We start from the raw sequence: 13,511 nt of genomic DNA, 5'->3' as shown, positions 1-13,511 counted from the left end.
TGTCGGGCGCTCGGGCACACCGTGTCGGGCGCTCGGGCACACCGTGTCGGGCGCTCGGGCACACCGTGTCGGGCGCTCGGGCACACCGTGTCGGGCGCTCGGGCACACCGTGTCGGGCGCTCGGGCACACCGTGTCGGGCGCTCGGGCACACCGTGTCGGGCGCTCGGGCACACCGTGTCGGGCGCTCGGGCACACCGTGTCGGGCGCTCGGGCACACCGTGTCGGGCGCTCGGGCACACCGTGTCGGGCGCTCGGGCACACCGTGTCGGGCGCTCGGGCAGGAGCCCGAGCTGCCCTCTCTAGCCCATTCGTGTGACTTCCCGAATCTTCGCCGGCGACCCGTCGAAAACTGTCGGACGTTCGAACTAGTGTTCGAATCGACGCGGCGCAGAAGCAGAGGAGGACCGGATGACGGTGGTACGGGATTGGCCGGCACAGGGACTGTCCGAGTGCGCACCCGCGGGGTTGTCCCTGGCTCCGGGGAGCCGACGGGGCGGGATGTGGGTGACCGACCGGGCACTCGACCGGCCGGACCGATACGGGCACTGCGTCGCCGAGTACGAGCGTACGGGCCTGTGGCCGGTACTCGTCCCGTACGACGAGCGGTTCGCGGCCTCCGGTGAGGACTGGATCGACGACCGGGCCAGGCTCCGGCCCGCGCTCGACCGGGTGGACGGCCTCTCCGCCGTGCGGGTGCTGCGTGACTGGTGGCCGGGCGGCTGCTGCGAAGGCGCGTGCCTGCGGCCGTACGGGCCGGAGTTCCCCGGCCTCGCGACCCCGGTACGCAGCCGCACCGACCGCCTGGCGAACGCGGGCAACACCGGCGTTCTCCTTGCCACCAGAGGGAAGTACCGCCTCGGCCTGGTCCGGGTGGACCGGCCCGCGGACATCCCGGCGGCATTCGGGTGGGCCGGGGCGGCCGGTATGACCGGCGATGTCGCCGCGCTCTCCGCGGTCCTGCGGAGCTGGGAGGAACGCTTCTCCGCGGTGGTCACCGTTCTCGGGTTCGACGTTCTGGAGGTGGCCGTCGCCGCGCCACCACGAGCGGGCGCACATGCTCTCGCCCTCGCGGCCGAGCACCGAGCCTTCTGCCCGGACGTCCACGTCGGCGAACACACCGGGCTCCAGCACCTGGCGCAGGATCTGCTCCAGCGCCGCAGGTGGCGGTTCCGGTGGAACTGACGTCCGCGCGGGCGAGGTTTGCCCCGGCGAGGGCACGGTTACCCATCGCGCATCCGCCCGTGGAGGTGCGCGGTGAGCCAGGTTCGGATCGGTACGTCGGGGTGGGTGTATCCGCCGTGGCGCGGCGAGTTCTACCCGAAGGGCCTGCCGCATCGGCGGGAACTGGAATACCTGTCACACCGACTGTCCACCGCGGAGATCAACGGCACTTTCTACTCGCTTCAACGACCGGAACGTTTCCGGCAGTGGTTCGAGGACACACCGGACGACTTCGTGTTCGCCGTCAAGGGCGGGCGGTTCATCACGCACCTGAAGCAGTTGCGCGATGTCGGCACCCCGCTGGCCAACTTCTTCGCCTCGGGCGTGCTCGCCCTCGGCCACAAGCTGGGGCCCTTCCTGTGGCAACTGCCCCCGCGAATGGCCTTCGACGCTGACCGGTTGTCCGCCTTCTTCGACGAACTCCCCCGCACCAGCACAGCGGCGGGACGACTAGCGAGAGGGTACGACGGGAAGCTCAAGGCCGAGCCGTACACGAAGCCCGGTGCGCACCGGCCGCTGCGGCACGCCCTCGAGGTTCGGCATCCGAGTTTCGCGACAAGTGAGTGCGTGAAACTGTTGCGGTACAACGATATCGGCCTCGTGGTGGCGGACAGTGCGGGCACCTGGCCGTACCTGGAGGACGTCACGGCCGACTTCGTCTACCTGCGTCTGCACGGCGACAAGGAGCTGTACGCGAGCGGCTACTCCCGAACCGCACTCGACGACTGGGAGAGGCGGATCCGCGCCTGGCGAGACGGTCGCCGTCCGCGATCTGGTTGCCTCCTCGCCCCTGCCCCCGTGCGGGCCCGCCGGGACGTGTTCGCCTACTTCGACAACGACGTCAAGGTGCACGCCCCGGAGGATGCGATCGCACTCGCCGAACGGTTGGGAACGCGAAAAGCGCCGACGTCCTGATCGGACGTCGACGCCATCGCTGCGCAGTGGATCAGGCGCTGCGCGCCTGCGCCCGGTGCTTGCCCTCGGCGATCTCCTCGACCAGCTTCGCGGTGAAAGCCGGAAGGTCGTCGGGGTTACGGGAGGTGACGAAACCGGAATCCACGACGACTTCCTCGTCCACCCACTCGGCCCCCGCGTTGCGCAGGTCGGTCTGCAGGCTCGGCCACGAGGTCATCCGGCGGCCGCGCAGCACGTCGGCCTCGATCAACGTCCACGGCGCGTGGCAGATCGCCGCGACCGGCTTCTGCTGGGAGAAGAACTCTCCGGCGAATCGCACGGCGTTCGGGATGGTGCGCAGGTAGTCGGGGTTCGCCACACCACCCGGCAGCACCAGGGCGTCGTAGTCGTCGGGCGAGACCTCGGTGACCACCTTGTCCACGGTGAACGTGTCAGCCTTGTCGAGGTGGTTGAAGGCCTGCACGCTGCCGGGCGCCGTCGAGACGAGTTCGGGCTGCCCGCCCGCTTCCTCGACCGCCTTCCACGGCTCCGTCAGTTCAACCTGTTCGATCCCTTCGGGAGCGACCAGGAATGCCACGCGTAGGCCCTTCAGTGTGTCCGCCACAGTTGTCACTCCTTCAAGTAGTCGTTGTTGTGCAACCCGGGACTACCACCGGCAGGGCACCGGCAAACGTGACCGCGGACCGGGACCGCGAGGATGACTTGCGATGATGACGCCATGGACACCGACGCGGCCCGGCATCCGGAGCGCTTCACCGGACTGATCGAGCATCTCGAAAGCCACGCCGGAACGTGCACGGGTGCGGAACCGCCCACGGTGCGCGGCGGCAACCGTGGTTACGCGCTCGCCTTCTACGCTCTGCCCGGAGACGGCCCGGTGACCGTGGTCAGCAACGGCCTGCGCTTCCAGGCCCTGCGCGTCTCTCTCGAACAGGAACTGGCCTGCACGCTGCGCGCCGGGCAGGCGGAGGCCGCCCGGCACCTGGTCGACACCGTTTGCGGGCTCGCCATGGAGCGGGAGACCGGCGTCGAGGACGACACGATTCTCGACAACGGGCGGCCACTGTTCACCGGAACGGCTGTGCACGGTGCGATCAGCGGACCGCACCCGTACTTCCCCGAGGAGTTCGACACTTTCCACGATGACACCGGGACGGCGACGCTCCAGGTGATGACGCTGGTGCCGGCGACCGCGCCCGAGCTGGCGCTGGCCACGGAGCAGGGCGTCACGCGGCTGCGCGAACTGTGGACCGAACACGGCACCGACGTGCTCGACATCGAACGCGACTCGGCCGTCTGATGCCTCAGGTCTACGCGATCGGCCTCCGTGACCGGTTTCGCGGGATCACCGTGCGCGAGGGCGTATTGCTGCGCGGGCGAGCCGGCTGGGGAGAGTTCTGCCCTTTCGACGAGTACTCCGACACCGAGGCCGTGCCGTGGCTGACCTCCGCCGTCGAAGCGAGCGAGCACGGCTGGCCCGCACCGGTCCGCGACCAGGTCCCGGTGAACACCACGGTGCCGGTGGTGACGCCGGAGCGGGCGCACGAGCTCGTGGCTGCCTCCGGTTGCCGCACGGCGAAAGTGAAGGTCGCCGATCCCAGATCGTCCACTGTGGAGGATTGCGAACGTCTGGCCGCGGTCCGCGAGGCGCTCGGACCGGACGGGGCGATCCGGGTGGACGCCAACGCCGCCTGGGAGGTAGACGACGCCGTCTCCGCGATCCGGGAACTGGACCGGGCCGCCGGCGGGCTGGAGTACGTCGAGCAGCCGTGCGCTTCGGTGGCGGAACTGGCCAGGGTACGGCGCCGGGTCGACGTCCGGATCGCCGCGGACGAGTCGATCCGGCGCGCGGAGGATCCGCTGCGGGTGGCCGTTGCCGGGGCAGCCGACGTCGCCGTACTGAAGGTCGCCCCGCTCGGCGGCGTCCGGCGGGCGCTGGAGGTTGCCGAGGCGTGCGGCCTGCCATGCGTCGTCTCGTCCGCGCTGGAGAGCAGCGTGGGCCTGGCCGCCGGGCTGGCGCTCGCAGGAGCGTTGCCGCGGCTCGATTTCGCCTGCGGACTCGGCACCATATCCCTGCTGCGCAACGATGTCACCTCGGCGACACTGTCCCCTGTGGATGGTCACCTTCCGGTGCCGCCGACCGCTCCCGTCCCGGATCTGGCCGAGGCGCACCTCGCCGGCGAAGCGACACGTGACCGCTGGCTGGCCCGGCTGGATCGCGTGCGCACCCTGGCCGGCTGAGGATTCGCGAGGGCGTCACCCCGACGGCATCAGGGTTTCCCGGGGGCGGCGGATCCGGGTCGAACCGGGGCCGTTCCCCGATGTGCGCGTCGGCCCGCCGGCCGAGGATGGAGACATGACACAGGAGATGCACACGAAATCGACCACCGCGAAACTCCGCCGAAGCGCGAACGACCGCATGGTCGCGGGTGTGTGCGGCGGCTGGGCCAAGCTGCTCGGCATCGACGCCGCCCTGATGCGGATCCTCTTCGTCGCCGCGACGATTCTCGGGATCGGCACACCGGTGCTGATCTACGCCGTCTGCTGGATCCTGATGCCGGAGGAACAGCAGGACTGACCGTCTGCCGCACCGCCCGACACAGGGTGCCGCACCGCACGACACGACCTGCCGCACCGCCCGACACAGGGTGCCGCACCGCACGACACGACCTGCCGTACCGCCCGACACGGCGGGGCGGGGAACCGGGGTGGGGGTGGGAACGCGAGGAGGCCCGGACACGCTGAGCGTGTCCGGGCCTCCTCGTTCGTACAGGCTGGGCCTCTAGATCAGAAGTCCATGCCGCCCATGCCGCCGGTGGGGTCACCGGCCGGGGCAGCGCCCGCCTTCTCGGGCTTGTCCGCGACCACGGCTTCGGTGGTCAGGAACAGAGCCGCGATGGAGGCGGCGTTCTGCAGCGCGGAGCGGGTCACCTTGGTGGGGTCCGGCACGCCGGCGGCGAGCAGGTCCTCGTACTCACCGGTGGCGGCGTTGAGGCCGTGACCGGCGGGGAGGTTGCGCACCTTCTCCACCACGACGCCGCCTTCGAGGCCGGCGTTGACAGCGATCTGCTTCAGCGGAGCCTCGACCGCGACGCGAACGATGTTCGCACCGGTGGCCTCGTCACCCGTCAGCTTCAGGCCCGCGAACGCGACCTCGGCAGCCTGCAGCAGAGCCACGCCACCACCGGCGACGATGCCCTCCTCGACGGCGGCCTTGGCGTTGCGCACCGCGTCCTCGATGCGGTGCTTGCGCTCCTTGAGCTCGACCTCGGTGGCGGCGCCGGCCTTGATGACGGCAACGCCGCCGGCCAGCTTCGCCAGACGTTCCTGGAGCTTCTCGCGGTCGTAGTCGGAGTCCGAGTTCTCGATCTCCGCGCGGATCTGGTTGACCCGGCCCTGGATCTGGTCCGCGTCGCCCGCACCCTCGACGATGGTCGTCTCGTCCTTGGTGATGACGGCCTTGCGGGCCTTGCCCAGCAGCGTGATGTCGGCGTTCTCGAGCTTGAGACCGACGTCCTCGCTGATGACCTGGCCACCGGTCAGGATCGCGATGTCCTGCAGGATGGCCTTGCGGCGGTCACCGAAGCCCGGGGCCTTGACGGCCACGGACTTGAAGGTGCCACGGATCTTGTTGACCACCAGGGTGGCAAGGGCTTCGCCCTCGATGTCCTCGGCGATGATCAGCAGCGGCTTGCCGGACTGGATGACCTTCTCCAGCAGCGGCAGGACGTCCTTGACGTTGGAGATCTTGGAACCGAACAGCAGGACGTAGGGGTCCTCCAGCTCGGCTTCCTGACGCTCCGGGTCGGTCACGAAGTAACCCGAGACGTAGCCCTTGTCGAAGCGCATACCCTCGGTGAGCTCGAGCTCGAGGCCGAAGGTGTTGCTCTCCTCGACGGTGACGACGCCTTCCTTGCCGACCTTGTCCAGCGCCTCGGCGATGAGCTCACCGATGGTGCGGTCTGCGGCGGAAATCGAGGCGGTAGCAGCGATCTGCTCCTTGGTCTCGACCTCCTTGGCGGCCTTGTGGAGCTGCTCGATGACGGCCTCGACGGCCTGCTCGATCCCACGCTTGAGGGCGATGGGGTCGGCGCCGGCGGCGACGTTGCGCAGGCCCTCGCGGACGAGAGCCTGGGCGAGCACGGTGGCGGTGGTGGTGCCGTCACCCGCGACGTCGTCCGTCTTCTTCGCAACTTCCTTGACGAGCTCGGCCCCGATCTTCTCCCACGGGTCCTCGAGCTCGATCTCCTTGGCGATGGAGACACCGTCATTGGTGATGGTCGGCGCGCCCCACTTCTTCTCGAGCACGACGTTGCGGCCACGAGGGCCAAGCGTCACCTTGACGGCTTCGGCGAGGGTATTGAGGCCGCGCTCAAGACCGCGGCGGGCGTCCTCGTCGAACGCGATCAGTTTGGCCATTACGGTGTGGTCCTCCGGTATTGGATGCCGCCGCCGTAGTGGATAGCGGCAGCAGGACACGTCCTCGGCCAGGCTCGGTGCCCGCGACGGACGACCAGCTCGGAAAACCGAACGGTCTCACCGTCCCGACCTTCAGATGAGCGATCGGCGACCGCCCACCTGGCACTCAACGGCGTTGAGTGCTAACTCCGGTTTTAGCACTCTCCGGGTGGGAGTGCAAGAAACGGCCCGCCCGGGCGGCGTGGGAAGGCTCTCAGCCCGCGGGCGGCTGGATCGGGATAGACGTGGGAATCGGCTTCCGGCTCGACGACTCGCCCGGTTCTCTGGTGGCCGAGCCACCCGGGTCGACCGGGATCTCGGGCGCGGGCGCGTTGGTTCCGGTCGGCGAGCTCGGCTCCTCGGAATCCTCGCCGGTCACCAGCACGATCGTCGTGACGATGGCCGCGATCAGCAGGATGCCGACGATCAGCGGAGCGATCCAGCGCTTCCCGTTCGACTTTCCCGGTCCGTTCTGCGCGAAGGCCGAGCTGCCCGCGGGAGCGGGCGGGCGCAACCGGACCGGCTCGGGCTGCCTGCCGTAACCCGGCGGCGGTCCCTGCATACCGCCCTGCATGCCGCCCTGCGGCGGTGCGCCGAGCCCCTGCGGAGGCGTGCCCGGTCCGGACGGCCTGCCGTAACCGGGACCGGGCTGCTGTCCGTAACCAGGTGGCGGGCCCTGGGGCGACTGACCGGGCGGTGGCCCCTGCTGCGGGCCACCGGTCCACGGTTGCTGACCACCCGGCCTGCCCTGTCCGTACCCCGGCGGCGGCCCCTGCGGCGGACCGCCCTGGTGCGGTCCCGGCGGTGGCTGCTGACCGTGCATCATGTCCCCCTGACCCTGATGCGGCGGGCCTTGCTGCCCGTTGTTCTGGTGCGGACCGCCCGGGTGCGCCTGGTGGCCGGTCCCCTGGGCACCCGCCGCCCCCACGACGGCACTCTCCCCCGTGGTGACCAGGGCGCGGCGCGCCGCGGCGATCAGTTCGACGCAGGAGGGATACCTGTCGTTCGGGTTCTTCGCCATGCCCTTGCGGATGACGTCGTCGATTCCGGCAGGCAGGTTCACCACCCTGGCCACCGACGGTGGATCCGCGCCGAGGTGCCCCTTGATCACGGTCGGCACATCGCCCTTGTACGGCGGGCTGCCGGTGAGGCAGGCGTAGACGACGCAGGCGAGCGCGTACTGGTCGGTGCGGCCGTCCAGCGGTTCGCCGCGCAGGTGCTCGGGCGCGGCGTAGGTGGGCGAGCCGAGGAAGTCCCCGCCGCGGGTGCGGTGTCCGGTGGCGCCCCTTCGGGTCAGGCCGAAGTCGGCGACGTAGACGTGTTCGCGCGAGGACTCCCGACTGGTCACCAGCACGTTGGCCGGCTTGACGTCGAGGTGGACCAGACCACGTTCGTGCAGCGAGTCGAGCGCGTCGGCGACCTGGTCGAGCAGCGCGAGGGCGCGCTCGCGTTCCATCGGCGAGCCGCCGATGAGGCTGGCCAGATCGGCGCCGTCGACGAGGCGCATGGCGATGTAGAGCATCCCGTCGAGCTCGCCGAAGTCGTACACGGGCACGACGTTGGCGTGGTCGATCGCCGAGGTGTTGCGGGCCTCGTCGACGAAGCGTTCACGGAACTCGGCGTCCGCGCCGAGGTGATCGCCGATCACCTTGAGCGCCACCTTGCGACCGAGCCGCACGTCGGTGGCCCGGTACATCACGCTCATGCCGCCCTTGCCGAGCACACCGTCGATGCGGTAGTTGCCCAGCCGACGACCGGTGAGGTCCCCCGACACATCGCCTGTCACGCGGGGAAGCCTAACGTCCTGGGATCGGAGCCTGTGGGGGGTTCGCCCGAACCCCGCGCGGGCACCGAGGGCATCAGACTTTTCGGACGTCCGCCGCCTGGTTCCGGCCGTCCTGGCCGGACTTGACCTCGAACTCGACGCGATCGCCCTCGTCCAAGGTGCGGAATCCCTCGGACTGGATGGCGGAGTAGTGGACGAAAACGTCCGCCCCGCCCGGACTCTCGATGAACCCGTAGCCCTTTTCGGAGTTGAACCACTTGACCGTGCCAACAGCCACGGCGTCCTCCTCGTGCCTGAGAACCGAGCCGGAGAGACGGGTGCCGGCTACGCCCCGGCACCACCCGGACCGGAAGCCACGCTACCGCAATCCCGGCCCCCGGCAATCGGCGATCAGTGCACTTCAGCCGACCGGAAGCCGTGGATTCCGCGCCTGCACGAGTACCGTTCCGGGACCGGCGAAGTCGAGCGCGAGCCCTTCGCCGGTCCGGACCGACTGCGGCCCGGACGGGTCCATCGCGCGCAGCCTGCACTGGACGGTGTCCGGATACGCGAGCAGGAAGCCCGGGCTGACGGTGATCACCTCGCCCCGGGAGAGGGTGAACGCGTCGACCGGGCCCGCGCAGGCGAGCACCAGCGGGCCGACGCCGCCGTGGTGGTCGAGGAATCCGGCGTCGCCACCGAAAAGCGCGTGCAGCGCCGGCCATTCGCGGTCGACCCGCACGGTGGACGGCCTGGCGAGGATGGCGTCCTTGGCCACGCACCAGCCGGTGTGCCCGTCGAACTCGAGCGGGTAGACGTCACCGATCCGGCGCGGTGCCAGGTCGATCCAGCCGCCCTCGGCCGGGGCGGTGAAGATCGACGGCCCGGTCCGCGCCTGCGCGCGGGAACCGCCCCGGACGGGCCGTGTCTCGGTGACGCCGTAACTGCTGGCCACCATCGCGTCCGAGGCGGCCTGCACGGCCTCCCCGGACGCGAGCGAGATCCGGGCGACGCCGCATGTCGGCGTGTGCCGTGTCGTGACCTCCACCGTCGCCCTTCCTGACGTCGCCGGGTTTTCGTCACCGCCGTGCCGCGGTGACCGCTCGCGCGGGTGGTGCTTCAGCGCGGCGGGATCCGCGCGATCACCCAGGCCGCCAGCCCCGAGGGGTTGCGGGTCTGGGTGAGCACCTGGCCGGGGCCCGCGAAGTCGAACACCAGGCCCTCGCCGCTCTTCACGGACTGGATGATGCCCGAGGCGACCTTCCGCGTCTGGGACTGGACCGTGTCCGCGTAGGCGACGACGTGGCCCGAGTCGATCGTGATCATCTCGCCCGGCTGCAGCGTCACCGCCTCCAGTGCGCCATAACAGGCGATGACGAGCTGGCCCTGCCCGGTGGCGTGGGTGAGGAAACCGCCCTCGCCGCCGAACAGCTTGCCGAAGCCGCCCCACCTGGTCTCGGTGTGCACGCCGTGCGAGGACGCCAGCCAGGAACCGCGGGTGACACACCAGCCCTGCCTGCCGTCGAGGTTGAGCACCTGGATGTCACCTGGCAGGTTCGGCGCCACGTCCACCCAGCCGCCGTTCTGCGGAGCGGTGTAGGTGGAGATGAAGAACGACTCGCCGGAGAGGAACGCCCGGCCCAGCCCCTTCATCACGCCACCCTGGGCGTTGGACTGGACGGCGACGCCGTAGCTCGTGGCGAGCATCGCGCCCGCCTCGACCTGCGCGGGCTCGCCCGGCGCCAGCGTCAGCCTGGCCACCGCGAACGACGGCTGCTGACGGATGTTGACCTGCATTCGACACGCCCCTCCGGACTCACCCCTGCCGCCCGCCGTGCCGCCGGGCGGGGAGAAGTGTTGCACGACGCGGAAAGCGGGAGAGGATGGTCCGGTGATCTCAGTCGAAGCGCATCGCGCCACCGTCACCGCCCTGCTCGGGACCGGCAAGCCGGTACGGCGTCCGCTGGCGGAATGCTCGGGCCTCGTCCTCGCCGAGGAGGTCCGCGCCGACGTCGCCCTGCCCCCGTTCGACAACTCGGCGATGGACGGATACGCGGTCCGTTCGGTGGACGTCGTCGGCGCCACCCCGGAGCGTCCGGTCGAACTGCCGGTGGAAGCCGACATCCCGGCCGGGCGCACGGACGTGCCCGCCCTGCAGCCGGGTACCGCGCACCGGATCATGACCGGGGCGCCGATGCCGCCGGGGGCCGACGCCGTCGTCATGGTGGAGAAGACCGACGGCGGCACGGTGACCGTGCGGATCGAAGCGCCGTCCTCGCCCGGCACCCATCTGCGGCGGACCGGTGAGGACGTCGCGAAGGGCTCGCTGGCGATGCCGGCGGGCATGGTGCTCGGGCACTCGCAGCTCGGTCTCGCCGCGGCCGTGGGACTGGACGCGCTCACCGTGCACGCGCCGCCGAGGGTGCTGGTCGTGTCCACCGGTTCGGAGCTGGTGCTGCCACCGGAACCCTTGCGGTACGGGCAGATCTACGAGTCGAACAGCATCATGCTGGCCGCTGCCATGCGGGAGATCGGCTGCCATGTGGAGACGGTCTCCAGCGTCGCGGACGACGTCGAGCGGTTCCGCGCGGCCGTCGAACCGAAGCTCGCCGATGCCGATCTGATGGTCACCTCGGGCGGGGTCAGCGCGGGGGCGTACGAGGTCGTCAAGGACGCGCTGACCGGGGCGGGCGTGGAGTTCGTGAAGGTCGCGATGCAGCCGGGCGGCCCGCAGGGAAGCGGACGCTGGAACGGCGTGCCGGTGGTGACGCTGCCGGGAAATCCGGTCAGCGTGCTCGTCTCCTTCGAGGCCTTCCTGCGCCCGGCACTGCTGACGGCGATGGGGCATCCGGTGGTGGACCGCAGGCAGCTGCGGGCCAGGCTCACCGAGCCGCTGCGCTCTCCCGCCGGCCGCAGGCAGTTCCGCCGCGGCTTCTACACCCCGCCGGGGGACGAGGCGCGCGGAGCGGTGACCGGCGAGGTCGGCCCCCGCGGCGGGCCCGGTTCGCACCTGCTCGCGTCGTTCACGCAGGCGAACTGCCTGATCGTGCTGGACGAGCCGGCGACCGAACTGGAGCAGGGCGCCGAGGTCGACGTACTGATGCTCGACTGACGCGCGGGCTCGCCGATCGTCTCGCGAACGGCGTGCGCGGATGCACGTGCACGTCACGTAACGATTGCCGCACGAACGGTCATATGCGCTGGTGAGCGCGCTATGGTTGCCCACCTTCGGCGCGCGGGAGCGCAGCCGGGTGCGTGCACCGTCGGGGGGCGCACGCACCCGGCCCGTCCGATTTACCCGGCTGGCGTAGCGTGTTCCCACCACGGCCGATCTGCTGGGCCGTTCCCCCGCCGGCCTACGAGACAACGGGACACTCCGACACGATGCGCGCCGCTCCGACGCCTGGGTCCTCGAACGACACGCCCACGAACAGCAACTCCGTCGGCCACGCGCTGCAGCTCGTGCGTGAGACGGTCCCGCCGATGCACCCCGGTGGCAGGCCCTTCGTCCTCGGCGGCGCCGTCGCGACGTTCCTGCTGCGCAAGGTGTCCAAGCGGCTCGGCCTGCTGGCCGGTCTCGGCACGGTCGCCACCGCCGCGTTCTTCCGCGAGCCGAAGCGGGTTGCCCCGCCGCGCACCGGCATCGCCGTCGCCTCGGCCGACGGCCTGGTCTCGCTGATCGAACGCGCCGTGCCGCCGCCCGAACTGGGCCTGCCCGCGACCCCGCGGATGCGCGTCAGCGTCTTCCTCTCCGTGTTCGACGTACACGTGCAGCGGGTGCCCGCGGACGGCCGGATCGCCAAGGTGGCCTACCGGCCGGGCAAGTTCCTCTCCGCCGACCTGGACAAGGCCAGCGAGGACAACGAGCGCAACTCCGTGCTGCTGCACACCGACGACGGGCACGAACTCGTCGTCGTGCAGATCGCCGGCCTGGTCGCCCGCCGGATCGTCTGCCAGGTCGCCGAGGGCGACACGGTCGCCACCGCCGACACCTACGGCCTGATCCGCTTCGGTTCCCGGGTCGACCTTTACCTGCCGGAGGGCAGCCGGGTGCTGGTCGCCAAGGGCCAGCGCACCATCGGCGGCGAGACCCCGATCGCGGAACTCCCGTCCACTTCGGACGGTCCCGCCCCGAGCCCGGAGGGCTGACCCGATGGCCCGGAGCACGCCCGGCGTCCGCCTGCTGCCGAACGCCATCACCGTCCTCGCCCTGTGCTCCGGCCTGTCCGCGGTGCAGTTCACGCTGACGGGCAACTACCTGCTCGCGATCGGCGCGATCGGCGTCGCGGCCATTCTGGACAGCCTGGACGGCCGGATCGCACGCCTGCTGGACGCGACGTCCAAGATGGGTGCCGAACTCGACTCGCTCTCGGACGCCATCTCCTTCGGCGTCGCCCCCGCCCTGGTCATCTACATCTGGCAGGACAACGGCGACCGGTTCGGCTGGATCGTGGCGCTGGTGTTCGCCGTCTGCATGATCCTGCGGCTGGCCAGGTTCAACACGCTGCTCGACGACACCGAGCAGCCGCCGTACGAGAGCGAGTTCTTCGTCGGCGTCCCGGCTCCGGCGGGTGGCCTGCTCGCGCTGCTCCCGCTGACCCTGACGCTGGAGTTCGGCGAGGGCTGGTGGTCCTCCCGCGTGGTCGTCGCCGTCTGGACGGTCGCGATCGCGGCGCTGCTGATCAGCCGTCTGCCGACGTTGTCGCTGAAGTCGGCGCGGGTACCGGCGAAGTTCGCCGCCCCGCTGCTGCTGGGCGTCGCGCTGCTGGCGGCGGCGATCATCCAGTACCCGCTGATCGCGCTCGCGCTGGTGCTGGTGCTCTACCTGCTGCACCTGCCGTACGCGGTGCACCGCCACCGCTGGCTGGCCAGGCATCCGGAGGCCTGGGACGCGCAGCCCAAGGAGCGCAGGGCGATCCGGCGGGCACGCAGTCACCGCAGGCTGGGCCTGCGCCGTCCCCGGCTCCGCCGGGTGGCGGGCGCGGCACGGCGTGCGGTGGGCCGCCCGTTCGGCAACCACGACGAGCCGCCGCGGACGGGTACGCCCCCGGTCCCCCGGGGCCGGGCCGCGGAGACGGACCGGACGCGGAGCTGGCGGCGGACCGGCCTGCGACTGCGGCAGCGCGACGAGGACTCCGACGGCAAGTGAGC

The 13,511-nt window shown here is 70.8% G+C and carries 14 protein-coding genes; 8 read left to right on the top strand and 6 right to left on the bottom strand.

The annotated features are described in order from the left end of the window. The first annotated feature begins 409 nt into the window (after positions 1 to 409). Entirely contained in the window at positions 410 to 1,183 is a 774-nt protein-coding gene (locus CFN78_RS23035; protein ID WP_094864953.1) for a DUF4253 domain-containing protein, read from the top strand. Positions 1,184 to 1,255: 72 nt separating this feature from the next. After that, entirely contained in the window at positions 1,256 to 2,137 is an 882-nt protein-coding gene (locus CFN78_RS23030; RefSeq protein ID WP_240519638.1) for a DUF72 domain-containing protein, read from the top strand. A 31-nt stretch (positions 2,138 to 2,168) separates the two neighbouring features. Here CFN78_RS23030 and CFN78_RS23025 read toward each other — a convergent pair whose 3' ends face one another. After that, positions 2,169 to 2,741, bottom strand: coding sequence for a type 1 glutamine amidotransferase domain-containing protein (locus CFN78_RS23025; protein ID WP_240519637.1), 573 nt, complete (start codon positions 2,739 to 2,741; stop codon positions 2,169 to 2,171). Between the two features lie 114 nt (positions 2,742 to 2,855). Between CFN78_RS23025 and CFN78_RS23020 the strand changes: the two genes are divergently transcribed. From CFN78_RS23020 to CFN78_RS23010, 3 genes are all read left to right on the top strand, one after another. After that, positions 2,856 to 3,437: a suppressor of fused domain protein gene (locus tag CFN78_RS23020; RefSeq protein WP_094864952.1), complete on the top strand. Its 582-nt coding sequence runs from the start codon at positions 2,856 to 2,858 to the stop codon at positions 3,435 to 3,437. Next, positions 3,437 to 4,378 carry an o-succinylbenzoate synthase gene (locus CFN78_RS23015; RefSeq protein ID WP_094864951.1) on the top strand — a complete coding sequence of 314 codons (942 nt, stop codon included), beginning with the start codon at positions 3,437 to 3,439 and terminating at the stop codon, positions 4,376 to 4,378. Before CFN78_RS23020 ends, CFN78_RS23015 begins: the two co-directional genes overlap by 1 nt. A gap of 115 nt (positions 4,379 to 4,493) precedes the next feature. Next, positions 4,494 to 4,715 (top strand): PspC domain-containing protein, encoded by a 222-nt coding sequence (locus CFN78_RS23010; protein WP_094864950.1) that lies wholly within the window; start codon positions 4,494 to 4,496, stop codon positions 4,713 to 4,715. A 209-nt stretch (positions 4,716 to 4,924) separates the two neighbouring features. Here the strand turns inward: CFN78_RS23010 and groL are convergent, their stop codons facing one another. From groL to CFN78_RS22985, 5 genes are all read right to left on the bottom strand, one after another. Beyond that, the gene (groL, locus tag CFN78_RS23005) at positions 4,925 to 6,556 is read right to left on the bottom strand and encodes a chaperonin GroEL (protein ID WP_094864949.1); all 1,632 of its coding nucleotides are present in this window, start codon (positions 6,554 to 6,556) and stop codon (positions 4,925 to 4,927) included. Positions 6,557 to 6,809: 253 nt separating this feature from the next. Continuing rightward, complete coding sequence (locus CFN78_RS23000; protein WP_205660621.1) at positions 6,810 to 8,381, bottom strand: serine/threonine-protein kinase; 1,572 nt, start codon at positions 8,379 to 8,381, stop codon at positions 6,810 to 6,812. Between the two features lie 73 nt (positions 8,382 to 8,454). After that, positions 8,455 to 8,658 carry a cold-shock protein gene (locus tag CFN78_RS22995; protein ID WP_094864947.1) on the bottom strand — a complete coding sequence of 68 codons (204 nt, stop codon included), beginning with the start codon at positions 8,656 to 8,658 and terminating at the stop codon, positions 8,455 to 8,457. 123 nt (positions 8,659 to 8,781) lie between these two features. Next, positions 8,782 to 9,408 carry an AIM24 family protein gene (locus CFN78_RS22990; RefSeq protein WP_094864946.1) on the bottom strand — a complete coding sequence of 209 codons (627 nt, stop codon included), beginning with the start codon at positions 9,406 to 9,408 and terminating at the stop codon, positions 8,782 to 8,784. Positions 9,409 to 9,479: 71 nt separating this feature from the next. Then, entirely contained in the window at positions 9,480 to 10,157 is a 678-nt protein-coding gene (locus CFN78_RS22985) for a TIGR00266 family protein (RefSeq protein ID WP_094864945.1), read from the bottom strand. A 94-nt stretch (positions 10,158 to 10,251) separates the two neighbouring features. On the opposite strand from CFN78_RS22985, the gene moeA reads away from it, so the two are divergent. The 3 genes from moeA (at position 10,252) to pssA (ending at position 13,509) form a co-directional block, all read left to right on the top strand. Continuing rightward, the gene (gene moeA, locus CFN78_RS22980) at positions 10,252 to 11,472 is read left to right on the top strand and encodes a molybdopterin molybdotransferase MoeA (RefSeq protein ID WP_094864944.1); all 1,221 of its coding nucleotides are present in this window, start codon (positions 10,252 to 10,254) and stop codon (positions 11,470 to 11,472) included. A 272-nt stretch (positions 11,473 to 11,744) separates the two neighbouring features. Next, positions 11,745 to 12,509 (top strand): phosphatidylserine decarboxylase, encoded by a 765-nt coding sequence (locus tag CFN78_RS22975; RefSeq protein ID WP_094864943.1) that lies wholly within the window; start codon positions 11,745 to 11,747, stop codon positions 12,507 to 12,509. A 4-nt stretch (positions 12,510 to 12,513) separates the two neighbouring features. Continuing rightward, positions 12,514 to 13,509 carry a CDP-diacylglycerol--serine O-phosphatidyltransferase gene (pssA, locus tag CFN78_RS22970; protein WP_094864942.1) on the top strand — a complete coding sequence of 332 codons (996 nt, stop codon included), beginning with the start codon at positions 12,514 to 12,516 and terminating at the stop codon, positions 13,507 to 13,509. The last annotated feature ends 2 nt before the right edge of the window (positions 13,510 to 13,511 follow it).

It is taken from the genome of Amycolatopsis antarctica, from assembly GCF_002262875.1.
Lineage (GTDB): Bacteria > Actinomycetota > Actinomycetes > Mycobacteriales > Pseudonocardiaceae > Amycolatopsis > Amycolatopsis antarctica.
Note: the sequence above shows the minus strand (reverse complement) of the source record. Positions and strands in the feature narration are given on the sequence as shown.

Coding starts and splice junctions, on each gene's coding strand:
- CFN78_RS23035 (WP_094864953.1), top strand. CDS start 410: ATGACGGTGGTACGGGATTGGCCGGCACAGGGACTGTCCGAGTGCGCA.
- CFN78_RS23020 (WP_094864952.1), top strand. CDS start 2,856: ATGGACACCGACGCGGCCCGGCATCCGGAGCGCTTCACCGGACTGATC.
- CFN78_RS23015 (WP_094864951.1), top strand. CDS start 3,437: ATGCCTCAGGTCTACGCGATCGGCCTCCGTGACCGGTTTCGCGGGATC.
- CFN78_RS23010 (WP_094864950.1), top strand. CDS start 4,494: ATGACACAGGAGATGCACACGAAATCGACCACCGCGAAACTCCGCCGA.
- groL (WP_094864949.1), bottom strand. CDS start 6,556: ATGGCCAAACTGATCGCGTTCGACGAGGACGCCCGCCGCGGTCTTGAG.
- CFN78_RS22985 (WP_094864945.1), bottom strand. CDS start 10,157: ATGCAGGTCAACATCCGTCAGCAGCCGTCGTTCGCGGTGGCCAGGCTG.
- CFN78_RS22975 (WP_094864943.1), top strand. CDS start 11,745: ATGCGCGCCGCTCCGACGCCTGGGTCCTCGAACGACACGCCCACGAAC.
- pssA (WP_094864942.1), top strand. CDS start 12,514: ATGGCCCGGAGCACGCCCGGCGTCCGCCTGCTGCCGAACGCCATCACC.